Consider the following 25,732-nt stretch of genomic DNA (forward strand, 5'->3'; position numbering starts at 1 on the left):
CGCGGGGCGGCAAGGCGGGGGCCGGACCGGTTGGACGGGTCGTTAACCGATCGTTGAGGCATCGCCGGCTTACCTGCGGCATCAGGGATCGCAGGATGCGATGACCATCTACGCCTTCGCCGATGTCGCCGGCGGCAGCCTCAGCTTCGTGCCCTCGCAGGACCAACTCGTCTTCGGGCCGGCCATCGCCGCCGCATCGCTGCGCTTTTCCGTCAGCGGGTCCGATCTGCTGGTCATGGCGGCTGGAGAGGTTCTGCGCCTGACCAGCATCAGCCTCGGCGGCGCCGGGCTGAACCCGGGCAACCTGGTGTTCCAGGACGGCAGCATCCTGCTGCTCGATTCCATCACCAGCAGCCTGCGCAACGGTAGCGCCGGGAATGACTGGTTCGCGGCGGATCGCGCCGGGGCGGACAGCATCCTCGGCGGCGCCGGGGACGACTATATCGAGGCCGGCAGCGCGCTCGACGCCGATGACAGGCTGGATGGCGGCGCCGGCACGGCCGACCGGCTGGCCGTCTCCGGCACGCTGTCCGTCACGCTGGCCGCCGCCACCGTCATCGGGATCGAGTTCATCGAACTGCGCGACGGCAACATCGCCCTGGTATTGGACGATGCCACCGCCGCCACCGCGACGCCCGAACCCGGCGCCGTCTTCACCGTGGATGCGATGCGGCAGGGGATCGGCTCCGCAGCGGTGGTCAGTGCCGCGGGGGTCGGTTCGGTCGGAGTCGCGCTGCTCGGCGGGGCGGGCGATGACATGCTGACCGGCGGCTTCCGCGCCGACAGCATCGCAGGCGGGGCGGGGGACGACACGCTGGCCGGCGGCTGGGGCGATGACAGCCTCGAGGGCGGGGCCGGCGTCGACCGGCTGACCGGCGGGCCGGGCGATGACGTCTTCATCTTCGACCGCATCGATGCGCCGCAAAGTCCGCCCGCCACCCCCGATCTGATCGTGGATTTCGAGGGTGCCGGCGTGGCGGGCGGCGACCGCATCCTGCTGCCGGGTGCGATGGTGGTCTGGCGCATCATCGCCTTCCACGTGACCGCCGCCGACTTCGCCTTCGAGGGCTATGCGGAATCCGGCCTCCAGCTCGACCCCGCGCGGGTCGGTGACGGCTTCGTCGATGTGCTCTGGCGCCTGGTAGATGGCGAGGCTTGGCGCTTCGAGGTTTGGGTCGATCTCGACGATGATGGCCGCTTCGGCGCGGCCGACCTGCTGCTGCGCATCGCATTGCCGGCGGGCGATGCGGCGACGATGCTCGACGCCGCCGACTTCGCCACCGAATTCAGTGGCATGTTTGGCGGCGAGGGCAATGACGTGCTCGCCGGGCGGGCTGCGACCGACGATGCCTTCTGGGGCGAGGCGGGCGATGACAGCCTGTCGGGCGGCGACGGCGTCGATTGGCTGGAGGGCGGGCTCGGCAACGATTCCCTGTCCGGTGGCGACCTCGCCGACGAATTGCGCGGCGGACCGGGCAGCGACTGGCTCGATGGCGGCGATGGCTGGGACACGCTCTACGCCGCCGACCCCCATGCCCCCGAGACCGAGGCTGCCGAGGATCGCAACCTGCTGATCGGCGGGGCCTCGCCGGACATGCTGTTCGGCGGGCTTGGTCTCGATACGCTCCGTGGTGACGACGGCAACGACCTGCTCTGGGCTGATGAGGGCGCGGACAGCCTGTCCGGCGGGCCGGGCGATGACATCGCCTATGGCGGCGCGGGCAACGATACGGTCGATGGCGGGGATGGCGCCGATACGCTGATCGGCGGTCCGGGCGGCGACGTCATGACCGGCGGGGCGGGGGCGGATCTCTTCCTCATCGACCTCTCCACCCCCGGGCTGGGGGACGCGACGGGTGCCGCGCCGGATTGGATCCTCGATTTCGATGCCGCGGCGGGGGACCGGCTCTCGCTCGGCCTGTCCGGCGGGATGGCGGCCGGGGTGCAGGGGCTTGGGCCGCTGGTCTGGCGTGGGACGCTGGCGGCGCGGGACCTCGCCACGGGCGCCGGCTACGGCCAGGTGCTGCCGGGCGGCGGGATCGGGCCGGGCTACTACCAGGCTTTCTGGATCCCGGCGGTCGCGGGCGGCGCCCCGGCGGGCGGCTGGTTCGTCATCGATCTCGACCAGGACCTGCTGCTCGACATCGATGACGCGGTGATCCGCCTCGGCGCCACCGCCGGGCCGGCGAGCGCGGTGGCGCTGACGCCGCAGGCCTTCGCCGATGGCACCTTCCGGGTGCTGGTCGGCACCGCCGCTGCCGACACGCTGGTTGCCGCCCCGGGCGGGCAGGAGATCTTCGGCCTGGATGGCGCGGATCGCCTGGTTGGCCAGGGCGGCACCGACCGGCTGGTGGGCGGGGAGGGCAACGACACGCTGCTCGGCGGCGGCGGGGCGGATCAGCTCTGGGGCGGTGCCGGCAATGATTGGATGGAGGGCGGGGACGGCGATGACGAGATCTTCGTCGAAGGCCCCGCCATCCAAGAGGTGGATGGGTTCTTCGCCCGCAACACTGTCTCGGGCGGCGTGGGCGCGGACAGCCTGTGGGGTTCGGATGGCCGTGATGCCCTCGATGGCGGGGATGGCGCGGATCGTCTCTATGGCGGCGTCGGCGCCGATACGCTGCGCGGCGGGGAGGGGGCGGACACCATCACCGGCGGCGATGGCGCCGACCTGATCGGCGGCGGCGGCGGGGCGGATTCCATCGATGCCGGGTCGGGCGACGACATGGTCGAGTACGACCCGGCCGACGCCTTCGTGGATGGCGGGGAGGATTTCGACACGCTGGTGCTGACCTTCGCCGTCTCGGTCACGCTGGACAGTGCGATCGATCAGGTGGCCGGCGGTGGCATCGCCCTCGGCTTCGAGGCCGTGGACGCTGCGGCGGTCGGCAGCGCGGTGTCCCTGTTCGGCGGCGCCGGGCGCAACCGGCTGGCGGGCGGTGGCTTCGCCGACCGGCTCGAAGGCCGCGACGGCGATGACACGCTGGAGGGCGGGGCCGGGGCCGATACGCTTGATGGCGGGGCCGGCAGCGATCTGCTGCGACCGGGCAGTGGTGCTGATCTGGTGCGGGGCGGGGATGGGCGCGACACCGTCTCCTATGCCGAGGCGGCAAGCCGTATTTCGGTATCTCTGGCTACCGGCAACGGCACCGGCGCCGCCGCAGGCGACACGTTGACCGGCATCGAGGTGCTGATCGGCAGCGCCATGGCAGATACGCTCACCGGCAGCACGGCGCCGGATTGGCTCGATGGCGGCGCCGGCTTCGATTCCCTGAGCGGCTTCGGCGCCGATGACACGCTATCGGGTGGGGCCGGCTTCAATACGCTGCGCGGCGGCGCCGGCAATGACTGGCTGCTGGGCGGCGTGAATGCCGATGTTCTGGACGCCGGGGAGGGCAATGACCGGTTGGTGGCCGGCGGCGGGGTGGACAGCCTCTGGGGTGGCGCCGGCAATGACCGTTATGAGATCGGCCTGTCGAATCAGGTGGTGTTCGAGGCCGCCGGTGCGGGAGAGGACAGCGTCTTCTCGACGGCGTCCTGGTACATGCGCGCCAATATGGAGTGGTTCGTCCTGGTCGCTGGCGCGGGGGACCGCTTCGGCATCGGCACCGCGGGCGACGACCGGATGGTCGGCAACGATGGCGCCAACCTACTGATCGGACGGGACGGCAACGACACGCTCTGGGGCGGCGGCGGTGCCGATCGGTTGCAGGGCCGCGCCGGTGACGACCGTATCCTCGGCGAGGCCGGTAACGACATCGCCTATGGTGGCGACGGCAACGACACGCTGGACGGTGGGGCCGGGCGCGACAACCTCAACGGTGATGCCGGGAATGACACGCTGCTCGGCGGTGAGGATACCGCGACCGACGTGCTGCGCGGCGGGTCGGGGGATGACTGGCTCGACGGTGGCGCCGGCTACGACGTCATGTATGGCGGGCTCGGCAACGACACCTTCATCGCATCCCAGGCGAATGACGGCGTTGTCGAACAGTCAGGCCAGGGCTGGGACCGCGTCATCGCCCGCGGCAGCGGTTCCTTCACCCTGTCCGCCGAGGTCGAGGAACTGATCCTGGACGGCGCGACGACCGGGATCGGCAATGCGGCCTCCAACCGCGTCACCGGGTCCGCCCGCGACGAGACGCTGCTGGGGCGGGAGGGCAACGACACGCTGGTGGGCGGGGGCGGCACCGACATCCTGTTCGGCGAGGCGGGCCGCGACGCCTTCTTCTTCGCGCCAGGATCGGGGCTGGATGCGGTTGCGGACTTCACGCCCGGGCAGGACCGCATCCTGCTGCAGGGCTTCGGCTTTTCGGGGTTCGAGGCGTTGATGGCCGCGACCCGGCAGGGCGCTGGCGGGGCGATCCTTGACCTGGCCTCGGGGGATTCCGTGCAACTGGCCGGGGTGGCGAAGGTGGCGCTGCTTGCGGGTGATTTCGTCTTCCTCGCGTGACCTTTCGTCCCCACATGGCGAAAGCACAGCGCGACCAAAGGAGAATGCAATGATCGCTCAGGCGGGACATGAGGCCGCGACCCTCGGCGGCGGCTGCTTCTGGTGCCTCGAGGCCGTGTACAAGGAACTGCGCGGCGTGGTCTCGGTGATGTCCGGCTATGCCGGTGGGCATGTCGAAAACCCGACCTATGAGGAGGTCTGCGGCAAGAAGACCGGGCATGCGGAAGTGGTGCGCGTGGTCTTCGACCCGGCCGAATTGTCCTATGCCGACCTGCTGCGCGTTTTCTTCACCATCCACGACCCCACCACCAAGGATCGGCAGGGCGCCGATGTCGGGCCGCAATACCGTTCCGTCATCTTCACCCATTCCGACGCCCAGGCGGCGACCGCGCAGGCGGTGATGGAGGAAGTGGCGAAGGCCGGCATATGGGATGGGGCGCTGGTGACGGAGGTCCTGCCGGAGGTGCCCTTCTGGCCGGCCGAGCCCGAACATCACGACTACTTCGCCCGCAATCCGTGGTCCGGCTATTGCCGCGCCGTGGTGGCACCGAAGGTGCTGAAGTTCCGCAAGGTGTTCGCGGAACGCGTGAAGCGGCCGGCAGCGTAGGCCCGGGGAAGGCAGGAATTGGAGGGGCCTTGCCCCTCCAGACCACCCCACCAGAGGCCAGTGGCCTTTGGAATGCCGGGACTTGGCGCCGGGCGGAGCGCGCAGGATGGGCGCCGTGACGCGACGCAATCCAAATGGAAGGGAAGGCACGCCGATGCTGTTCAAGCGCGACACCAAGCCCGCCCAGACCTTTCCCGATACCCGCACCGACGCCGAATGGCGCGCGGCGCTTTCGCCCGAGGCCTTTCGCGTGCTGCGCCAGCACGGCACCGAACGACCCGGCACCTCGCCGCTCAACGCCGAGAAGCGCGCCGGCACCTTCACCTGCGCCGGCTGCGGCTCACCGCTGTTCGACCAGGGCACCAAGTATGAGAGCGGCACCGGCTGGCCGTCCTTCTTCGCGCCGATCGAGGGCGCCGTCGGCACCGCCACCGACCGTTCCCTGCTCATGACGCGGATCGAGGTCCATTGCGCGCGGTGCGGGGGCCATCTCGGCCACGTCTTTTCGGACGGGCCGGCACCGACCGGGCAGCGCTTCTGCATGAATGGGGTGGCCATGGCTTTCCAGCCCCATGGCGATGAAGTTGGTTGAATGAACAGGCCGCTCTACCACCACGGCGGGAGCGTTCTTGATCCGGATCATGGACCCGTGACCGGGTTGACTCCGTGCTTGCGTCGCGCGGCGGCGCGGCGCAGTTTCCGGCCGTCGGCCGCCCCCCTTGGCCGTCACGAACGCCCCGTAGGTCAACCATGCGCCGTCGCGCCCTTCTGCTGAGCACCCCCTTGCTGCTGCTGGCCCGTCCGGCGGCGGCGGACCTGATCTATGTCCTCAATTCGGGGGATTCGAGCATCCAGGTGCTCGACGCCTTCACGCGCCAGGAAGTGCGCCGCATCCCCGCCCTGCGGGAGGTGCACCACTTGGTCATGTCGCCCGACGGGCGCGACCTGCTGATCGCGGATTCCGGCGGGAACGAGATCCTCTTCGTCGACCCGGCGACGGGCGAAGTGCGCCGGCGCGAGCGCATCTCCAACCCCTATCACCTCGACTTCTCGCCCGATGGCCGGCACCTCGTCATCTGCAGCCTGCGGCGCAACCAGGTCGACGTCTATGAGGCGCGGAGCCTGACGCTGCTGGCGCGGTTGCGCATGCCGGACAAGCCGTCCCACATGGCGTTCCGCCCCGATGGCAAGGTCGTCTACGTCACCCTGCAGGGCAGCGGGACGGTCGGCGCCGTCAGCCTCGAAACACGGGAAGTGCTGTGGGAAGTGCCGGTGGGGCGCGAGCCGGCCGGCATCGTCTGGCATCGCGGCAAGCTGATCATCGGCATCATGGGGGCCGACCACTTCGCGGTGATGGATCCCGAGACGAAGGCGATCGAGCGCCAGATCCCCGTCGGACGCGGCGCGCATACCGTCTTCATCCAGCCGGACGGCCGCGCGCTGTGGGCCACCAGCCGGGTGCAGAGCCGGCTGGCGGAGATCGATCCCTCCACGCTCGACGTGCGGCGCATCATCGAACTGCCGGGTGGGCCGGATTGCATCGCCTTCGACCCGGATGGGCGGCTGTGGGCGACGCTGCGCTGGGCCGGGCGGATCGCGCGGGTGGATCCGCGCACCGGGGAGTTCGAGACGATCCGCGTCGGACGCAGCCCCCACGGCATCTTCATCCAGCCGCGTCGCGCCGAAACCCAGATCCCCCGTGCCGCTTCCTAGGCGGGGCGCGCGCCTCGCCGCTGCTCTGGCCCTGGCGCTGTTCGCCCTGCCGGCCGCCGCACAGCTTGGCGCGCCGTCCTGCCCGGCTGGCACGGTCTACCTGACCATCGACACCGGTTGGGGGCGGGAGGCGGAGCGGATCGCCGAGATCCTGAAGCGCCGCAACGTCCGGGCGACCTTGTTCGTCGCCAATGAGCCAACCTTCACCGGGGAACGCAGCCTCGGCCCCGGCTGGGCCGCCTTTTGGCGCGCCCGTGTCGCCGAAGGCCACGTCTTCGCGACCCATACCGACCGCCACTGGTATTTCCGTGGCGATGCCGGGCCTGGGCGCACCCGCTACGTCTCCCGGACCCGAGAAGGCGAGACGGTGCTCGACCAGGCCGCGATGTGCCGCGAACTTGCCGAGCCGATCGAGCGCTTGCGCGCCGTGGCCCCCAATGCGGTGGTGCTGCCGTTGTGGCGCGCACCAGGGGGCATCACCACGCCCGGCGCGATCCGCATGGCCGAGGCCTGCGGCCTGCACCACCAGGGCTGGACCGCCAACGGCTTCCTCGGCGACGAGTTGCCGAGCGAGACGAACCCGAACCAGGCGCTCGCCGCCCGCGCGATCCGAACCGTTCGCGATGAGGAGGTGCTGGTGATGCACTGGGGCATCCGCTCGCGCCGCGACCCCTACGCCAATGTGCTGGAGGAAGTGATCGCCGGCCTCCAGTCCCGCGGCTTCTGTTTCGCCACCTTGCCGGCCACCGGCCGGCGCTAGAGTCTGCCCACCATGACCGAGTCCTTCACCCGCGCCCTCGATGACCTGACGGCCTGGATCTTCGAGATTTTCGTGCAGCCCGTCATGTACGAGCTCGGCCTGATGGACTGGGCCGAGGATGCGGTGGACTGGATCGAGTTCGGTCTGTTCGGCGTGTTCTCCATCGCCGTTGTCTATGCGATCTGCCGGCCGCTCGAAGCCTGGCGGCCGGTCGAACCGGTCACCGACCGGCGCGCCATCCGCACTGATATCGTCTACACGCTACTGACGCGGCTCGGCCTGCTGCCGCTGATCGCCTTCGTTTTGTTGAATTCGCTGAGCGCCTGGTGGGAAGGGACGGTGGCCGCCAGCGGCTTCGTGCCGCCGACGCTCGAGAACCTGGTTCCGGCGCTGCGCGACCACCCGCTGCTGAGCTTCTTCCTGTATGTGGTGATCCTGGATTTCGGCGAATATTGGCGGCACCGCTTCCAGCATTCCTTCCGCTGGTGGTGGGCGCTGCATTCCATCCACCACGCGCAGCGTCAGATGACCTTCTGGACGGATGACCGGAACCACATCCTGGACGAGGTGATCGGCGCGCTGTGGTTCGGCGCCATCGCGCTGCTGATCGGCGTGCCGCCGGGGCAGTTCCCATTGCTGGTGCTGATCACGCGCCTCGCCGAGAGCCTGTCGCACGCGAATGTGCGCCTGTCCTTCGGGCGGATCGGGGAACGCCTGCTGGTCTCCCCGCGCTTCCACCGGCTGCATCACGGGGTGTTGTCCACCGCGGATCACGGCAAGAACTACGCCGTGCTGCTGCCGATCTGGGACTGGATCTTCGGCACGGCGGATTTCCGCCGCGACGTGTTCCCCGAGACCGGCGACCCGGAGGCGCCGCAGGCCCTGGTCACCGGGGGATGGTTGCGGCAACAATTCGTCGGTCTGAAGCGCATGGCCGGCGCCATCGCGGGACGATCCGGAAGTTGAGATGAACGCACCCCCCCGCTTGAAGCCCCATTCCTCCCATTGGGGCGTGTTCTCCGCCGGATGGCGGGACGGGCGGCTGGTGGTGGAGCCCCATCCGGGGGACCCGGACCCCAACCCCATCCTGCAGAACTTCCCCGAGGCGATCCGCCACCGGGCGCGGGTCGCCGAGCCGATGGTCCGCCGGGGCTGGCTGGAGAATGGGCCAGGCAAGAGCGACCGGCGCGGGCGCGACGAGTTCATCCCCATGCCCTGGGACAAGGTGCTGGACCTGCTGGCCGGCGAACTCGCCCGCGTGCGGGACACGCATGGGCCGGGCGCGGTGTTCGGCGGCTCCTATGGCTGGTCCTCGGCCGGGCGCTTCCATCACGCGCAATCCCAGGTGCATCGCTTCCTGAACACGACGCTCGGCGGCTATGTGAAGTCGGTCAATTCCTACTCGGCCGGCGCGTCGGCGGTGATCCTGCCGCATTTCCTCGGGCCGATGGAGGCGGTGACACGCCGCAACGTCACCTGGGAGCAGATCGTCGAGCACACCGAGATCTGCGTCGCCTTCGGCGGCATGGCGCTGAAGAACTCGGCGGTGGCGAGCGGCGGCGTCTCCGCCCATGTCGAGCGCGGGTCGATGGCGGCGGCGGCGAAGCGCGGCTGCGTCTTCGTCAACGTCTCCCCGGTGCGGGACGACCTGCCGGCGGAATGCAAGGCCGAATGGCTGGCGCCGGTGCCGAACACGGATGCGGCGATGATGCTCGGCATGGCGCATACGCTGCTGAACGAAGGGCTGCACGACGCCGCCTTCATCGAGCGTTACTGCACCGGCTGGGAGATGTTCGAGGCCTATCTGACCGGGCGGTCCGACGGCGTGCCGAAGACGGCCGACTGGGCCGCGGCGATCTGCGGCCTGCCGGCCGAGACCATCGCGGGGCTGGCGCGGCGGATGGCCGGCAAGCGCTCGCTCATCGCCATGGCGCATTCACTGCAGCGCGCCGAGCATGGCGAGCAGCCGGTATGGATGGGCGGCGTGCTGGCGGCGATGCTCGGCCAGCACGGGCTGCCGGGCGGCGGGTTCAACTATGCGCTCGGGTCGATCGCGCATTACGGCAAGCGGCACAATGCGGTGCCGTCCGCCGCATTGCCGCAGGGGAAGAACGGCGTGGGCGCCTACATCCCGGTCGCGCGCATCTCCGACATGCTGCTGAACCCCGGCGCGCCCTTCGACTATGACGGGAAGCGGATGGCGTATCCCGACATCCGGCTGGTCTATTGGGCCGGGGGCAACCCCTTCCATCACCACCAGGACCTGAACCGGCTGCGCCGCGCCTTCGCAGCGGTCGAGACGCTGGTGGTGCACGAGATCGCCTGGACCGCGACCGCGCGCCATGCCGACATCGTGCTGCCGACGACGATGACGCTGGAGCGGGAGGATATAGGCGCCGCGCCGACCGACCCGCTGATGGTCGCGATGCATCGCGTCGTCGAGCCCTTCGCGCAGGCGCGCGACGACTACGACATCTTCGCCGACCTCGCCGAGCGGCTGGGCAAGCGGGACGCCTTCACCGAGGGCCGCGACACGCGGGCTTGGCTGCGTCACCTCTATGCGCCGACGCAGCAGGGGCTGGCCGAGAAGGGTCTGCCGGCGCCGGATTTCGACGCGTTCTGGGAGGAGGGCTACCTCACCCTGCCGCAGGACGACGACGATGGCGGCATCATTCGCGCCTTCCGCGACGATCCTGAGGGCGCGCCGCTGCCGACGCGGACGGGGAAGATCCAGCTTTCCTCGGAGACCATCGCGGGCTTCGGCTATGCCGATTGCCCGGGGCATCCGGCATGGCTGGCGCCTGCGGACGCGCCGGCCGCGGGGCGGCCGTTATGGCTGGTGGCGAACCAGCCGGCGAGCCGGCTGCACAGCCAGTTCGACTTCGGCGGGCACAGCAGCGCGATGAAGCGGCGCGGGCGGGAGGTGATGCGTATCCATCCGTCCGATGCATCGTCGCGCGGCATCGCGGATGGCGACATCGTGCGGTTGTTCAATACGCGGGGCGCCTGCCTTGCGACGGCCGCGGTGTCCGACGACGTGCGCGCGGGCGTGGTGCAGTTGCCGACCGGGGCCTGGTACGACCCGGAGGACCCGCAGGAGGAGATGGCGCTCTGCGTCCATGGCAATCCGAATGTGCTGACGCGGGATGTGGGCACATCGTCGCTGGCGCAGGGCTGCACGGGGCAATTGACGAGCGTCGAGGTCGAGCTGTTCACCGGCAACCTGCCGCCGATCCGGGCTTTCGATCCGCCTGGGTGACGCGTGCGGAGAGGGGCTCTGCCCCTCTCCGAACCTCACCCCGCCAAAGGCCAGCGGGCCTTTGGAATGCGATTTCTTTGGCACCCTGCCGGGATGGGCTATGCCCGTCGCGCCGGCGCGCCCTGGTGACAGACAAGAGAAGGAGGGGGAGCGGGGGAGTTCACTCCCCCGCGTTGCTCCCCAGCGCGGCGCGCACCTCCGCCCCGGTGCTGAGCCAGCCGAAGAACTTCTCCACATTGAATTCCGTCGCTTCCTGCGTCCCCGGCCCGGCGCCCATGGTCGCGTCCACCAGCATCACCGGGAAGAATTCGCGGTGGTAGGCGTCGCGGATGGTGCTCTCGACGCAGACATTGCTGGCGACGCCGCAAACCAGCAGGGTGCGGATGCGCCGTGATGCCAGCACCTGCTCCAGCACCGTGCCGGCGAAGCCGGAATAGCGCGCCTTCGGCACGACGATGTCGCCCGGCTGCGGGGTGAGTTCCGTGACGATCTCGTGATCCCAGGTGCCGTGGGTGATGAGTTTGCCGGCAAAGGCCTCATTCGCGCGCATGAATTTCAGCGCGTTCGACTTGTGCCAGACGGGGGCGGAGGGTGGGGCCTCGCGCTGATCCGGGGAAAAGCCGTTCTGGAGGTAGATGACGGGGATGCCGGCGGCGCGGCAGGCATCGGCGATGCGGGCGGTCTCCTCGATCACCGGCGGCGCGCCGGAGACGTCGAAGCCGACCAGGTCGATGTAGCCGCCCTTCGAGAGGTAGGCGTTCTGCATGTCGACGATGATGAGGGCGGTTTCCGCGACGGAGACGGTCAGCGGTTCCGGGCGGGCGGGCAGGGTGATGGTGCGGGGCATCGGCGGCTCCTGGGATGCCGTGCAGCGTCGCAATGCGTGTGCCAGGGACGTGAGTGCTGCCACCCCGGCCTCGGCGGAAGATGAGGTCGGAGGCCCCGATTGGTCCGGGTGCGACCCTTCAGCAGCGCCATCAGGTCCTCACTGCCGGTCATCCGATCGCGCAAAAAAAGAAAGCGGCGCCCAAATGGACGCCGCTCTCCGTCGCCCCTCACGGGGCCATCCAAGATCAGCGATCAGTGACGCACGCTGTCGCCCGCATAGATATCCCGGTCCTTCGTCTCGGGCACGAAGAACAGGCCGATCACGACGGTCATCAGGGCGATCACGATCGGGTACCACAGGCCGAAATAGACGTCGCCGGTCTGTGCGATCATGGCGAAGGATGTCGCCGGCAGCAGGCCGCCGAACCAGCCATTGCCGATGTGATAGGGCAGCGACATCGAGGTGTACCGGATGCGGGTGGGGAACAGTTCCACCAGCGCCGCCGCGATCGGCCCGTAGACCATCGTCACGTAGATCACGAGCAGCGTCAGGATGCCGATCAGCACCGCCGGTTGCTCGCGGAAGATGTCGAAGGGCGACGACATCTTCACGACCGAGGGGTTGGACGCCGCCGGATAGCCCGCGGCGGTCAGCGCGGCCGCGAGTTCCTGGTTGAAGCGCGCCGTCGCCGGCCCGCGTTCGGCCGGGGCCATGTCAAGCAGGGCCGGTGCCTGGACCGCCCGATCGCCGATCCGGATGGTGGCGCCATGCGTGCCCGCCGGGGCCGCCACCACCGAGTAGTTGACCGAGGCGCGGGCGAGCGCCGCCTTGGCGATGTCGCAAGCCGCGGTGAATTGCAGCGTGCCGACCGGGTTGAACTGGAAGGAGCACAACGCCGGATCGGTCGTGACCTGCACCTGGATGGTCTGGTGCGCGCGGTGCAGGTCCGGATTGGCCTCCGCGCTCATCAGCTTGAACAGCGGGAAGTAGGTAAGGGCCGCGATCAGGCAGCCGCCGAGGATGATCGGCTTGCGCCCGATCTTGTCGGACAGCCAGCCGAAGAACACGAAGCCGCCCGACCCCAGCAGCAGCGACCAGGCGATCAGCATGTTGGTGGTGAAGGGATCGACCTTCAGCACGGAGCCGAGGAAGAACAGGGCGTAGAACTGGCCCGTGTACCAGACCACCGCCTGGCCGGCGACGAGGCCGAGCAGGGCGAACAGCGCGACCTTGGCGTTCTTCCACTGGAAGAAGGCTTCCGAGATTGGCGCCTTGGAATGCGTGCCTTCCGCCTTCATGCGCTGGAAGGCTGGGCTTTCTTCCATCTGCAGCCGGATCCAGACCGAGATGGCGAGCAGGAAGATCGAGAGCAGGAAGGGGATGCGCCAGCCCCATGCGCGGAAATTATCCGCCCCCACGATCTGCTGCGTGAACAGGATCACCAGCAGCGACAGGAACAGGCCCGCCGTCGCGGTGATCTGGATGAAGGAGGTGTAGAAGCCACGCCGGCCCTGCGGCGCGTGTTCCGCCACATAGGTCGCGGCACCGCCGTACTCACCACCGAGCGCCAGGCCTTGCAGCAGGCGCAGCACGATCAGCACGATCGGCGCGACGAAGCCAATGGACTCCGAGGTGGGCAGGATGCCGACCAGGAAGGTCGAGGAGCCCATGATGACGATGGTGATGAGGAAGGTGTATTTGCGCCCCACCATGTCGCCGAGCCGGCCGAAGACCAGCGCGCCGAAGGGGCGCACGAGGAAGCCCGCGGCGAAGGCGAAGAGCGCGAAGATGTTCCGCGTCGCCTCGGGGTATTGCGAGAAGAAGTTGGCGCCGATGATCGCCGCCAGCGAGCCATACAGGTAGAAGTCGTACCACTCGAACACCGTGCCGAGCGAGGAGGCCACGATGACCTTCCGCTCCTCCTTCGTCATCGGGCGGACTGCGGACTCCGTCCCCAGCGTTGTCGAACTCATCATGCCTCCCCTCCGGCCGCGCCGGGTTGTGTTCCGGTTATTGTCGCGCACCCGGCCGGAGGCACACGCGCCCCCGCCGGAACGCCGGCATCTGCCCTGTCGGGCAGTTCCAACACGCCATTTGCGCCTGACGCCTTGACACAACGCAAGCGTCTGCAAGGGGACGGCGCCGATTTTCCGGTGATGGTGACAGCCGTGCCAGACCTCGGCGGGGCCTGCGCAACGTTCCGCGCCCGGCCGCACAACCGCCGGGACTTGCTTCAACCGCCCGCATCTCGGGGCGGTTGCACTTGGCTTTTACTTGGTCACAAAGGCTTTTTCGACCACGTAGGTTCCCGGCGCGTTGTTCGCGCCTTCCTCGAAGCCACGCGCTTCGAGCAGCGCCTTGACGTCGCGGTTCATCGCCTCCGACCCGCAGAGCATCACCCGGTCATGCTCCGGGTTGAGCCCGGGCAGGCCGAGATCGGCGAAGATGCGCCCCGATTCGATCAGCGTGGTGATGCGACCCTGGTGGCGGAACGGCTCGCGCGTGACCGAGGGATAGTAGCGCAGCTTGCCCGCCACGATCTCGCCGAGGAATTCATGGGCCGGCAGGTCCCGCTCGAACAGTTCGCGGTGCGCCAGCTCCTTCACCTCGCGCACCGTGTGGGCGACCACGACGGTCTCGTAGCGCTCATAGACATCCGGCTCGCGCGTCAGGGACAGGAAGGGGGCGAGGCCCGTCCCGGTCGCCAGCAGCCACAGCGTTCGGCCGGGCTTGAGGTTGTCGGTCACCAGCGTGCCTGTCGGCTTGCGCCCGATCAGCACCGTGTCGCCGACCGCGAGATGCTGCAGCCGCGAGGTCAGCGGCCCCTCCTGCACCTTGATCGAGAGGAATTCGAGTTCCTCGTCCCAGGTCGGGCTCGCCATGGAATAGGCACGCACCAGCGGCTTGCCGTTCACCATCAGCCCGATCATGGCGAATTCGCCGGCACGGAAGCGGAATGTCGCATCCCGCGTACAGCGGAAGGAGAACAGGCGATCCGTCCAGTGATGGACCCAGGTCACACGCTCGCCGAAATAGGCGGCGGGGATGACAGGGGCGGCGGCGGGCATGGCGGCATCGTTCATGGCGGGGGCTTTGTGCTGCGCTGCGGCAGGTTTCGCAACAGGTAAGCAACGGGAATGCTGCACCATCCTTGTGCTTTCACAAGCGCGGGGCTTTCCTGGCACCCATGCAGGACCTGCCCCCGGGGATCCCCGTCGATCCCGAGACCAACCCGCCCCTTGGCCCCAAGGTGGACACGACGCCGCGGCCGCTGCCGGCCCGCGTGCCACATCGCGGCGCCTCGGTCGACCTCGAACCGCTGCATGTGCGGCACGCGCCGGAACTGTTCCGCGCCGCGCAGGGCCAGCCGGCCGAGGCGTCCTGGGCCTATCTCGGTGCCGGGCCTTTCGCGACGGAGGCAGCGATGCAGAGCCATGTCGCCGCCTTCGCCGCCACCCATGACCCCATGGCCTGGGCGGTCCGCCCGCACGTCACCGGCACCGCCGATGGCTGGCTGACGCTGATGGAGATGTTCCCGGCGCACGCGCATATCGAGATCGGCAACATCTGGTTCTCCCCGCGCATGCAGCGGTCCCGCGCGGCGACCGAGGCGATGTTCCTGCTGATGCGCCACGCCATGGACGACCTCGGCTACCGGCGCCTGACCTGGAAATGCAACGCGCTCAACATGCCGTCGCGCCGCGCCGCGGATCGGCTGGGCTTCACCTATGAGGGCACGCTGCGCGACCTGCTGGTGGTCAAGGGGCGGCGGCGCAGCACGGCCTGGTTCTCGATCCTCGAGGATGAATGGCCGTCCCGCCGGGATGCCATCGCTGGTTGGCTCGATTCGGCGAATTGGGGCCCGGACGGGCGACCGCGGCGCAGCCTTTCGGCCTTCCGAGCCTGAGGAAGCACCGCGATTTCCTGGCAATCCCGCGACATTTCTGATATATGACAACTCGGAAATGTCCACGCGGGAGTAACCGCAATGCCCGATCCGAGCCTGGGCGAAATCGTGAGCTGGGCCTTCATCTTCGGCACGATCACCTTCGTGCTGGCCCAGCGCCTCGGCATGGGGCCGGCGCTGGTCGTGGCCATGCTGGTGGCGCTGACGACGAAGGCGGCGCTGCTAAACCTGACCTGACGCGACCGATCCCGGCGCCTGTCGCGAAGCGGCAACCATTGCGTCACGCGCGCGCAATCGCTGCCCTGTAGAGGCCGCCCCCGTCACGCACCAACGGGGGCCCCATGCGCCGACTTCTCCTTGCCACTGCCTTGCTGGCCGCCGGCCCGGCGTTGGCCGACCAGCGTTTCGAGGCGACGCTCGCCGGCCACGCCATCCTGCCCGCCGCGACCTTCACCGCGCCGCCGGAGGACGCCCCGCCGGGCTTCGCCGTCTCGGGCCGCTTCACCGGTGCGGGCAATACGCGCAATGAGCAGGTCGGCAGTGTGCCGGGCGACACCGGTCCGACCTATGGCAATCGCCGCACCGGGCTGATGCTGCCCTTCCGCGGCCAGCCGGTGCAGGGCTTCTCCGGCATCAAGCCGGTGGCCAACGAACCCGGCGCCTATTGGGTGCTGACCGACAACGGCTTCGGCAATCGCCGCAACAGCCCCGACGCGCTGCTGATGTTCCACAAGGTGCGGCCGGATTTCCGCACCGGCCAGGTGGCGGTGGAACGCACCACCTTCCTGTCCGATCCGAACCGCGTGATCCCCTTCCACATCGTCACCGATGCGACGGCCACGCGTTACCTGACCGGCGCCGATTTCGACCCGGAGAGCATCCAGCCCATGGCTGATGGCTCCTTCTGGATCGGCGAGGAGTTCGGGCCCTTCCTGCTGCATGTGGATGCCGAGGGCCGCGTGCTGCGCGTGGTCGAGACGATGCTGGACGGCCAGCCGCTGCGCTCGCCCGACAATCCCGCCTTCTCGGTGCCGGCGACACCCACCCAGGGCGTGCCGTTTCGGGTGCGCCGCTCCGGTGGGTATGAGGGCATGGCGGCCTCGCCGGATGGATCGCGGCTTTTCGCGCTGCTCGAACAGCCGATCTTCGCGCCGAATTCCGACCAGGCCGAGGGCGCCTTCCTCCGCATCCTGGAATTCGACACGGCGCGCGCGGCCTGGACCGGGCGGACCATGCGCTACCGGCTGGAAGCGGGTGCCACGGCGATCGGCGACTTCAACATGATCGACGACCGCCGCGCGCTGATCATCGAACGCGACAACGGTGAAGGCGACCCCGGCCTCGCCTGCGCGCAGGGGCAGCAATCCACGACCGAGCGCCCCTGCTTCCCGGCCCCGGCGCGGCACAAGCGCATCTACCTGGTCGATCTCGGCGACACCGACGCCGAGGGCTTCGTGCGCAAGATCGGCCATATCGACCTGATGGCGATCCGCGATCCGCAGAACCTCGCGCGGCAGCGCGGCGACCGTCCGGCGGGCGCGCCCGACGACCGCTTCAGCTTCCCATTCTTCACGATCGAGGACGTGGCGATGGTCGATGCCGACCACATCATCGTCGCCAACGACAACAACCTGCCCTTCAGCGCCGGCCGCCACCTGACGCGCGCCGACGACAACGAGTTCATTCTGCTGCGCGTGCCGGAGTTCCTGCGCGCGCGGTGACGCCGGCCCGATGATCGAAGGGCCGCACGGCCCGGAGATCTGAATCGGCCCGGCCGGACGAACGGCCCGATGATCGAAGGGCCGCGAGGCCCGGAGATCTGAATCGGCCCGGCCAAACCAACACCCCAAGCGGCGCGCTGCTGTTGTCAGCGCGCCGCCGCTGCTCCACGCTTCGCCTCGAATGCGCTGGAGTGCACGACATGGTCGATGACCCCGTGGGGGCCTTCATTCCCGGCCCGCGGACGGAACGTGCGGGCGCGGCGACGGGCCCGCTCGCCGGGCTGACCTTCGCGGTCAAGGATCTCTACGACACGGCGGGTGACGTCACGGGCTACGGCAATCCAGACTGGGCGCGCACCCATCCGGCGGCGACCGGCGATGCGGCCGTCGTCACCGCGCTGCTCGAAGCCGGCGCGCGTTTGGTGGGCAAGACCAAGACGGTCGAACTCGCCTATGGCCTGACGGGGGAGAATGTCTGGCACGGCACGCCGACCAACCCTGCCGCGCCGGACCGCTTCCCGGGCGGATCGTCCTGCGGTTCGGCGGCGGCGGTGGCGGCGGGGATCGTCGATGTCGCCATGGGATCGGACACCGGCGGCTCGGTGCGCATCCCGGCATCCTATTGCGGTCTCTACGGCATCCGCCCGTCCTGGGGCGCGGTCAGCCTGACCGGCGCCTGTCCGCTCGGCCCGGCCTATGACACGGCGGGCTGGTTCACGACCCGCGCCGCCCTGCTGCGCCGCGTCGGCGATGTGCTGCTGCCACCGGGCGGCACCGCGGCGACCGGGCCGCTGCTGAAGGTGCAGGAAGCCTGGGTGAATGCCGAGCCGGCGACGGCCGCGGCCCTCGCCCCGGCGCTGGAGGCGGCGGAACGCCTGCTCGGCCCCGCTTTGTCCATCCATGCCGCGCCGGAGGGGCTGGCGACGCTTTACGAATCCTTCCGCTGCGTCATGGCGGTCGAGGCCTGGACCAGCCTCGGCCCCTGGATCGACGCGACCAACCCCGCCTTCGGTCCCGGCGTGAAGGAACGGTTCGCCGCGGCCAAGGCGATGGACCCGGCCAAGGCCGCCGCCGGGCGCGCCTTCCGCCGCGTGTTGCAGGCGCGCATCCACGCCCTGCTGGGCGGCGGGGCCGTGCTGGTCTATCCGACCTCTCCCGCGCCGGCGCCTCTGCTGAGCGCGAGCCTGGCGGAGCAGAATGCGGTGCGTGAGAAGTCGATGGGTGTGACGGCGATTGCCGGGCTGTGCGGCCTGCCGGAGGTGACGATCCCGGCCGGGCGCGTCGGTGGGGCACCGGTCGGGCTGTCGCTGGTGGGTGCGCCCGGCAGCGACCGGGCATTGCTTGGTCTGGCCGAGGCGGTGGCTGGCGCCGCGGGGCTGCCGGCATGACCTTCGCCCTGCGCGATGCGACCGTGGCCGATATCCCGGCCATCACGGCGATCTACGCCCATCACGTCCTGCACGGCACCGGCACCTTCGAGGAAGACCCGCCGGGCGAGGCCGACATCGCCGAGCGCATTGCCAAGGTGCAGGCCGCCGGCTGCGCCTGGCTGGTGGCGGAGGAGAACGGGCTGATCCTCGGCTTTGGCTATTTCGCCCCGTTCCGGCCGCGCTCGGCCTATCGCTTCACAGCCGAAGATTCCGTTTATGTCCGCAACGACATCCGCGGCCAGGGCGTCGGCAAGGCGCTGGTCGCGGAGTTGCTGACCCGCGCGGAAGCCCTTGGCATCCGCCAGATGGTCGCGGTGATCGGCGATTCGGAGAATGTCGGTTCGATCGGGCTGCACATCTCGCTCGGCTTCCGCCAGATCGGCGTGCTGAAGGCGGTGGGCATGAAGTTCGGCCGCTGGGTCGATGTGGTGCAGATGCAGAAGGCACTGGGGGAAGGGGAGAAGACCCTGCCCGACTGAGGCTCGTTGCGCCATCGCTCGCGCCGCCCCATCTCCGAGGCGAGGGTGGCCCTCCGGGGCCGCCCAGAACCTCGGGGAGGGCGCGATGCCCCCAAGCGACCCGACGATCGAGCCGGACATTGAGCGCGCCTTGCTCGACCCGCCTGCGGTCTTTCCAAGCCCGGAGGCGGTGCTGACCCACCCCGCGCTGTCGCCGGAGCAGAAGATCGAGATCCTGAAACGCTGGGCCTATGACGCGGCCGATATTGCCGTCGCCGTCGAGGAAGGCATGCCTGGGCCGGAGGAAGTCCTGCTGCGCCGCATCACCCTCGCGCTGCAGCAACTCGCCGGGCCGCTCGACCTCGACCGTGCCGGGCCAAGCAAGCAGCATGGCTTGGCGCGCGGGGCGGTGAAGCGACCGGGCTGAATCCGGTTCAGCCGGCCGGGTCCTCGGTGTCCCGGAAGCGGGCCAGGGTCAGCGCATCCTCGCGCAGCGCGGTCGCAACCTGGGCCTCGGCCACCGGGCTTGCGGCAAGCACTGCCACCCGGTCGAACCACGGGCTGCGGCCACGAGCGCGGGCCTGGAACAGGCGGTCGAGCGCCACTGCCGCGGCGGATCGTCCGGCGCAGCAGACGCAGCCGAAGCGGTGCAGCGGACGCGGATCGAAGCGCTCGGTCGCCACCGCGCCCGGCGCGGCCTGCGGTGCGTCGGTCAGCAACGCCGCCGGGCCGCCCTGGCCGAGCCAAGCGGCCAGGGCCTCTGGTCCAGCGAGGCGGGTGAGGGGGATGCGGCTGTCGGATGCGTCGACCATCGGATACTGGACATAAGGATATCTTTATGACTATGTCCAGCCCGCAATGGACGAACTGCTCACCCAACTCCGCGCCGCGGCCGAGCCAACCCGGCTGCGCCTGCTCGCGCTCTGCGCGCGCGGTGCCTGGTGCGTGTCGGACCTCGTGGCGATCCTCGGCCAGTCCCAGCCGCGCCTGTCGCGCCACCTGAAGCTGCTGGTCGAGGCTGGGCTGCTTGCCCGCACGCCCGAAGGTGCGAATGCCTGGTTCCAGGTGCCGCCCGAGGCCGATCTCGCCCGGCAGATCCTCGCCCGCTTGCCGGAGGAAGACCCGCTGCTCGCCGCCGACCGGCGCGCGGCGGCGCGGCTTGCGGCCGAGCGCGCCCGCGCGGCCTCGGAATCCTTCCGTCGCCACGGCGCCGATTGGGACGAGATGCGGGCCCTCGGCCTGCCGGGGGCGGAGATCGAGGCGGCTTTGCTCGCCGCGCTGCCCGCGCGGGTGGGCAGGTTGCTCGATATCGGCTGCGGCACGGGTGGGCTGCTGGAACGCCTCGCCGACTGCATCGAAGAAGGTGTCGGCGTCGATGCGTCGCGCGACATGCTCGCTTTGGCGCGGACGCGGCTGGCCGAACGCGGGATGTCGCACATCGCCGTCCGGCAGGCCGATATGTACCGACTGCCGCTCGCCGACGGGTCCTTCGATGCCGCCACGCTGCAGATGGTGCTGCACTACGCCGAGGATCCGGCGGCCGCGCTGGCCGAGGCCGGCCGCGTGCTGAAGCCTGGCGGCGTGCTGGTCATCGTCGATCTCGCGCCGCATGACCGCGCCGACCTGCTCGGCAACCATGCCCATCGCTGGCCGGGCTTCGACGATGCCGAGATCGCCGGCTGGCTGGGTGCGACCGGCTGCGTGCCGGCGCGCAGCCTGACCATCGCGGGCGCGCTGCCCGTCCGCCTCTGGGTCGCGGAACGCAAGACCCATCCTGAAGCCGTCCTGACTGCCTGAGGGTTCCCCCATGTCACGCCCCCATCTGCTCGATGCCCTTCGCGACCGAGTTCTCCTCTGCGACGGCGGCATGGGCAGCCGCGTGCAGGTGATGGACCTCGATGTGGATCGCGATTTCTGGGGCAAGGAGAACTGCACGGACGTGCTGGTGCTCTCCCGCCCCGATGTCGTGCGGGAAATCCATCGCGGCTACTACGAGGCCGGCGCCGACATGGTGCTGACCAATACCTTCGGCGGGTCGCCGGTCACGCTCGGCGAGTTCGAGCTGGAGGACCGCGCCTTCGAGCTGAACAAGAACGCCGTCGAGATCGCGCGCGAGGCTGCCGAATCCTTCGCCGATGGCCGCCACCGCTGGGTGATCGGGGATATCGGGCCGGGCACCAAGCTGCCGAGCCTCGGCAACATCACCTATGACGCGCTGGAAGCGGCGCTGCTGGTGCAGTGCCGCGGGCTGATCGCCGGCGGTGCCGATGCGCTGCTGACCGAGACCAACCAGGACACGCTGTTCATCAAGGCCGCCGTCAACGCCGCGAAGATCGCCAAGGCCGAGGCGAAGTCGGACATCCCCATCTTCGCCCAGGTGACGGTCGAGACCACGGGCACGCTGCTGGTCGGCCCCGATATCGGCGCGGCGGCGGCGGTGATCCACTCGCTCGACGTGCCGCTGATGGGGCTGAACTGCGCCACTGGCCCGCAGGAGATGGCCGAGCATGTCCGCTTCCTGGCGCAGAACTGGCCGGGCCTCATCTCCTGCCAGCCCAATGCCGGGCTGCCGGAACTGGTGGACGGCAAGACGCACTACCCGCTGGGCGCGGCGGAACTCGCATCCTGGATGGAGCGCTTTGTCTCCGAGGATGGGGTGAACCTGATCGGCGGCTGCTGCGGCACCTCGACGCCGCATATCGCGGCACTCGATGCGATGCTGCGCAAGCGCGCTGGGTCGGTGGCCCGGCCCACGCCGGTGCTGCGCAAGCCGATCTGGGTGCCTTCGGTCGCCTCGCTCTACACCTCCGTCGCGCTGCGGCAGGAGAATGCATATTTCTCGATCGGCGAGCGCTGCAACGCCAACGGATCGAAGGCGTGGCGCGAACGCCAGGCGGCGCATGACTGGGACGGCTGCGTCGCCATCGGGCGCGAACAGGTGGGCGAGGGCTCCAACAGCCTCGACATCTGCACCGCCTTTGTCGGCCGCGACGAGATGGCCGAGATGAACGAGGTGATCCGCCGCTTCACCTCATCCGTGAACGCCCCGCTGGTGATCGATTCCACCGAGACGCCGGTGATCGAGGCGGCGCTGAAGCTGCATGGCGGCAAGCCGATCATCAACTCGATCAACTTCGAGGATGGCGAGGGCCATGCGACGGATCGCATGATCCTGGCGAAGAAGTTCGGCGCCGCCGTCATCGCCCTGACCATCGACGAAGTCGGCATGGCCAAGACCGCCGAGGACAAGCTGCGCATCGCGACGCGGCTGGTTGAATTCGCCTGCGACAAGCACGGGCTGCCGCAGTCGGACCTGATGATCGATCCGCTGACCTTCACCATCGCCACGGGCAATGAGGACGACCGCAAGCTCGGGCAATGGACGCTGGAAGGCATCCGTATGATCCGGGAGAAGTTCCCCGACATCCAGATCATTCTCGGCCTGTCGAACATCTCCTTCGGTCTGAACCCGGCCGCGCGGCATGTGCTGAATTCCGTGTTCCTCGACCACGCCGTGAAGGCCGGCATGACCGGCGCCATCGTGCATGTCTCCAAGATCAAGCCGCTGCACCTGATCCCGCCCGAGGAAGTCCAGGTCGTCGAGGATCTGATCTTCGACCGCCGCCGCGAAGGTTATGACCCGCTGCAGAAGGTCCTGGAGATCTTCTCCGGCCGCAAGGCCGCCGACAGCGTGAAGAAGGTGCGCGCGGAGACGGTGGAAGGCCGCCTGAAGGACCGCATCGTCGATGGTGACCGCAAGGGCCTGGACGATGAACTCGCCGATGCGCTCGCTAAAGGCCTTGCACCGCTGTCCATCATCAACGACGTGCTGCTGGACGGAATGAAGGTGGTGGGCGAGCTGTTCGGCGCGGGCAAGATGCAGCTTCCCTTCGTGCTGCAATCCGCCGAGACGATGAAGGCCGCCGTTGCCTATCTCGAACCCCACATGGAACGCGTGGCGGGGCAGGAGAAGGGAACGATCGTGCTCGCCACCGTCAAGGGCGACGTGCACGACATCGGCAAGAACCTCGTCGACATCATCCTGACCAACAACGGCTACAAGGTCGTGAACCTCGGCATCAAGGTGCCGTTGGCCGACATGGTGGTCGCGGCGAAGGAACACCGCGCGCATGCCATCGGCATGTCCGGGCTGCTGGTGAAGTCCACCGTGGTGATGCGCGAGAACCTCGAGGAAATGGCGCGCCAGGAGCTCACCATCCCGGTGATGCTCGGCGGTGCGGCGCTGACGCGCAACTACGTCGAGGACGACTGCGCGCGCGCCTACGCCAAGGACGGCACGACGGGCCGTGTCGCTTATGCGCGGGACGCCTTTGACGGGCTGCACCTGATGGACAAGGTGGTCGGCAACGGCTTCGACGACTACCTCGCCGCCGTGCAGGCGAAGCGCGTCGGCAAGGCGCGCAATGAGAAGCGCGTGCTCGGCCAGGCCGATCCGCGCGGCTTCGCGCCCGTCGATGTGGCCTATGCCGAGGCGCGGCGCCGGCGTGTCAGTGCGGAGACCACGACGCCCGTGCCGCCCTTCTGGGGGGCGCGGACGATCGAGGCATCGCCCAAGGCCGTCGTGCCCTTCATCAACGAGCGCAGCCTGTATCAGTTCCAGTGGGGCTTCCGGAAACAGGGCCGCTCGCTCGAGGACTTCCTCGGCTGGGCAAAGCAGGAACTGCGCCCGGTGCTCGCCCGCATGCTGCGCATCACCGGGGAGCAGGACATCCTCAAGCCGCAGGCGATCTACGGCTACTGGAAATGCGCCGGCCAGGGCAACGACCTGATCCTGTTCGAGGAGGACGGCATCACCGAGGCGACCCGCTTCACCCTGCCGCGCCAGCCCAAGGAGGACGGCGAGTGCATCGCCGACTTCGTGCGCGATATCGGCGACGGTCCGGCGCATCGCGACGTGATCGGCTTGCAGGTGGTCACCGTGGGTCAGAAGGCATCCGACATCGCGCGCGAATGGTTCGAGGACAACCGCTACCAGGACTACCTCTACCTGCACGGCCTGAGTGTCGAGATGGCCGAGGCGATGGCCGAATACACCCACAAGCGCATCCGCGCCGAATGGGGCTTCGCCGGAGAGGACGACCGCGACATGGACAGGATGCTGCAGCAATCCTACCGCGGCGGGCGCTACTCCTTCGGCTACCCGGCCTGCCCGCGGCTGGAGGACCAGGAACCGCTGCTGCGCCTGCTGGGGGCGGAACGGATCGGCGTGTCGATCAGCGACGAGTGGCAGCTCCATCCGGAACAGTCCACCAGCGCCATCGTGCTGCATCACCCCCGCGCGAAGTACTTCTCCGTCTAGGCCGGGGCGGCTAAACCCCGCCCATGATGGAAGGCAGGATGAACCGCGCCACGACGCTTGCTGTCGGCAGTGTCGTGGTGGCGATTGTGGTGCTCGCGCTGAAGGCGGTGGCCTGGTGGCTGACTGGCTCGGTCGCGCTGCTGGCGGACGCGCTGGAGAGCATCGTGAACGTCGCCGCGGCCGCGGCGGCGCTGGCGGCCGTCAGTTTCTCCGCGCGCCCTGCCGATGCCAACCACCCCTATGGCCATGCCAAGGCCGAGTATTTCTCCGCCGTTCTTGAAGGTGCGCTGATCATCGTCGCGGCGATGCTGATCCTGCACCAGGCCTGGGGCGCCTTCCTGGTGCCGCGCGCGCCGGAACAGGCGGGCCTCGGCCTTGCCATCTCGACCGTGGCGACGGCGATCAATGGCGCCTGGGCAACGCATCTGATGCGGCGCGGCCGGGCCGTGCGGTCCCCGGCGCTGGTCGCCGACGCGCATCACCTGTGGTCGGATGTGGTGACTTCGGCCGGTGTGATCGCCGGCGTCGGGCTCGTGGCGCTGACCGGGATGCTGTGGCTCGACCCGCTGCTGGCGGCGCTGACCGCGGGCAACATCCTGTTCTCCGGCTTCCGCCTGCTGCGCGAGAGCGTCGGCGGGCTGATGGACGAGGCGGTGCCGCCCGCCACGATGGACCGCATCCGTGCCATCGTCGCCACCGAGGCCGAGGGCGCGATCGAGGCGCATGACCTGCGGTCCCGCCACGCCGGCCGCTACACCTTCCTGGAATTCCACCTAGTCGTGCCGGGTTCCATGACGGTGCGGGAAGCGCATGACATTTGCGACCGTGTCGAGGCCGCGCTGAAGGCCGAACTCGACAGCGCCGTCATCACCATCCATGTCGAGCCTGAAGGCAAGGCGAAGCAGAAGGGCGTGCTGGTGCTGTGATCGTCCGGTTGCGATCGCCGGGTGCGAAGGGCGGTCCCATCCGGCATTCCTGCGAACCCGTGCTGGGCGTTCCGCCGCGCGGCCCGGCGGCGGACCATATCCTCGCCGCGCCCGAACGCAGCAACCGGGCGGGCGCATCTGACAACGCCGGCCGATGGCTGGCCCTTGCCTTCGTCGCCTCGGCCCTGATCCATGCCGGGGTGATGGCGGCGTTGCTGTTCTGGCCCGTGCGCGATCCGCTTGAGGAACCCGGCGAGATCGGCAGCGTCGCGCTGGTGTTTGACGACCAGGCGGCTGATGCCGGAGCCGGCGCATCGGAGGCCGCCGCCACGCCGGCGCCGCCAGCGCC

At 69.2% G+C, this 25,732-nt stretch carries 21 protein-coding genes; 17 read left to right on the plus strand and 4 right to left on the minus strand.

Going from position 1 to position 25,732, the window contains the following annotated elements; all coding sequences use genetic code 11:
- Positions 1–100 precede the first annotated feature (100 nt).
- The 7 genes from AC2YHJ_RS26160 (at position 101) to AC2YHJ_RS26190 (ending at position 10,792) form a co-directional block, all read left to right on the plus strand.
- Positions 101–4,453 (plus strand): hypothetical protein, encoded by a 4,353-nt coding sequence (locus AC2YHJ_RS26160; RefSeq protein ID WP_487399127.1) that lies wholly within the window; start codon positions 101–103, stop codon positions 4,451–4,453.
- Positions 4,454–4,502: 49 nt separating this feature from the next.
- Positions 4,503–5,060 (plus strand): peptide-methionine (S)-S-oxide reductase MsrA, encoded by a 558-nt coding sequence (gene msrA, locus AC2YHJ_RS26165; RefSeq protein WP_487399128.1) that lies wholly within the window; start codon positions 4,503–4,505, stop codon positions 5,058–5,060.
- A gap of 154 nt (positions 5,061–5,214) precedes the next feature.
- A complete protein-coding gene (gene msrB / locus AC2YHJ_RS26170; protein ID WP_487399129.1) occupies positions 5,215–5,652 on the plus strand; it encodes a peptide-methionine (R)-S-oxide reductase MsrB in 438 nt (145 codons plus the stop codon).
- Positions 5,653–5,810: 158 nt separating this feature from the next.
- On the plus strand, positions 5,811–6,773 hold the full coding sequence (locus tag AC2YHJ_RS26175) for a YVTN family beta-propeller repeat protein (protein ID WP_487399130.1): 963 nt from the start codon (positions 5,811–5,813) through the stop codon (positions 6,771–6,773).
- Positions 6,760–7,533 carry a polysaccharide deacetylase family protein gene (locus AC2YHJ_RS26180; RefSeq protein ID WP_487399131.1) on the plus strand — a complete coding sequence of 258 codons (774 nt, stop codon included), beginning with the start codon at positions 6,760–6,762 and terminating at the stop codon, positions 7,531–7,533. Before AC2YHJ_RS26175 ends, AC2YHJ_RS26180 begins: the two co-directional genes overlap by 14 nt.
- 12 nt (positions 7,534–7,545) lie before the next feature.
- Positions 7,546–8,499, plus strand: coding sequence for a sterol desaturase family protein (locus tag AC2YHJ_RS26185; protein WP_487399132.1), 954 nt, complete (start codon positions 7,546–7,548; stop codon positions 8,497–8,499).
- Between the two features lies 1 nt (position 8,500).
- Positions 8,501–10,792, plus strand: coding sequence for a molybdopterin guanine dinucleotide-containing S/N-oxide reductase (locus tag AC2YHJ_RS26190; protein WP_487399133.1), 2,292 nt, complete (start codon positions 8,501–8,503; stop codon positions 10,790–10,792).
- A gap of 160 nt (positions 10,793–10,952) precedes the next feature.
- Here the strand turns inward: AC2YHJ_RS26190 and AC2YHJ_RS26195 are convergent, their stop codons facing one another.
- The 3 genes from AC2YHJ_RS26195 to AC2YHJ_RS26205 form a co-directional block, all read right to left on the minus strand.
- Positions 10,953–11,639: an isochorismatase family protein gene (locus AC2YHJ_RS26195; RefSeq protein ID WP_487399134.1), complete on the minus strand. Its 687-nt coding sequence runs from the start codon at positions 11,637–11,639 to the stop codon at positions 10,953–10,955.
- A 233-nt stretch (positions 11,640–11,872) separates the two neighbouring features.
- Entirely contained in the window at positions 11,873–13,597 is a 1,725-nt protein-coding gene (locus tag AC2YHJ_RS26200) for an MFS transporter (RefSeq protein WP_487399135.1), read from the minus strand.
- 294 nt (positions 13,598–13,891) lie between these two features.
- Positions 13,892–14,704, minus strand: a complete 813-nt coding sequence (locus AC2YHJ_RS26205; protein ID WP_487399136.1) for a ferredoxin--NADP reductase — start codon at positions 14,702–14,704, stop codon at positions 13,892–13,894.
- A gap of 104 nt (positions 14,705–14,808) precedes the next feature.
- Here AC2YHJ_RS26205 and AC2YHJ_RS26210 point away from each other — a divergent pair, with 104 nt between their 5' ends.
- The 6 genes from AC2YHJ_RS26210 to AC2YHJ_RS26235 all read left to right on the plus strand — a co-directional run bounded on the left by AC2YHJ_RS26210 (position 14,809) and on the right by AC2YHJ_RS26235 (position 19,564).
- Positions 14,809–15,528: a GNAT family N-acetyltransferase gene (locus AC2YHJ_RS26210; RefSeq protein ID WP_487399137.1), complete on the plus strand. Its 720-nt coding sequence runs from the start codon at positions 14,809–14,811 to the stop codon at positions 15,526–15,528.
- Positions 15,529–15,609: 81 nt separating this feature from the next.
- Positions 15,610–15,765, plus strand: coding sequence for a hypothetical protein (locus AC2YHJ_RS26215; RefSeq protein WP_487399138.1), 156 nt, complete (start codon positions 15,610–15,612; stop codon positions 15,763–15,765).
- 104 nt (positions 15,766–15,869) lie between these two features.
- Complete coding sequence (locus AC2YHJ_RS26220; RefSeq protein ID WP_487399139.1) at positions 15,870–17,249, plus strand: esterase-like activity of phytase family protein; 1,380 nt, start codon at positions 15,870–15,872, stop codon at positions 17,247–17,249.
- A gap of 200 nt (positions 17,250–17,449) precedes the next feature.
- Positions 17,450–18,637 (plus strand): amidase, encoded by a 1,188-nt coding sequence (locus tag AC2YHJ_RS26225; protein WP_487399140.1) that lies wholly within the window; start codon positions 17,450–17,452, stop codon positions 18,635–18,637.
- Entirely contained in the window at positions 18,634–19,158 is a 525-nt protein-coding gene (locus AC2YHJ_RS26230) for an N-acetyltransferase family protein (RefSeq protein ID WP_487399141.1), read from the plus strand. Before AC2YHJ_RS26225 ends, AC2YHJ_RS26230 begins: the two co-directional genes overlap by 4 nt.
- Before the next feature lie 85 nt (positions 19,159–19,243).
- Positions 19,244–19,564, plus strand: a complete 321-nt coding sequence (locus AC2YHJ_RS26235; protein ID WP_487399142.1) for a hypothetical protein — start codon at positions 19,244–19,246, stop codon at positions 19,562–19,564.
- A 7-nt stretch (positions 19,565–19,571) separates the two neighbouring features.
- Here the strand turns inward: AC2YHJ_RS26235 and AC2YHJ_RS26240 are convergent, their stop codons facing one another.
- Positions 19,572–19,949 (minus strand): hypothetical protein, encoded by a 378-nt coding sequence (locus AC2YHJ_RS26240; protein WP_487399143.1) that lies wholly within the window; start codon positions 19,947–19,949, stop codon positions 19,572–19,574.
- A 46-nt stretch (positions 19,950–19,995) separates the two neighbouring features.
- Here AC2YHJ_RS26240 and AC2YHJ_RS26245 point away from each other — a divergent pair, with 46 nt between their 5' ends.
- The 4 genes from AC2YHJ_RS26245 to AC2YHJ_RS26260 all read left to right on the plus strand — a co-directional run.
- Positions 19,996–20,934, plus strand: coding sequence for an ArsR/SmtB family transcription factor (locus AC2YHJ_RS26245; RefSeq protein ID WP_487399144.1), 939 nt, complete (start codon positions 19,996–19,998; stop codon positions 20,932–20,934).
- Positions 20,935–20,944: 10 nt separating this feature from the next.
- Positions 20,945–24,457, plus strand: a complete 3,513-nt coding sequence (gene metH, locus AC2YHJ_RS26250; RefSeq protein WP_487399145.1) for a methionine synthase — start codon at positions 20,945–20,947, stop codon at positions 24,455–24,457.
- 38 nt (positions 24,458–24,495) lie between these two features.
- Positions 24,496–25,383, plus strand: a complete 888-nt coding sequence (locus tag AC2YHJ_RS26255; RefSeq protein WP_487399146.1) for a cation diffusion facilitator family transporter — start codon at positions 24,496–24,498, stop codon at positions 25,381–25,383.
- 59 nt (positions 25,384–25,442) lie between these two features.
- A partial coding sequence (locus AC2YHJ_RS26260; protein WP_487399147.1) for a hypothetical protein occupies positions 25,443–25,732 on the plus strand: 290 nt, incomplete at its 3' end.

This window comes from Roseomonas sp. SRI_022, from assembly GCF_057586215.1.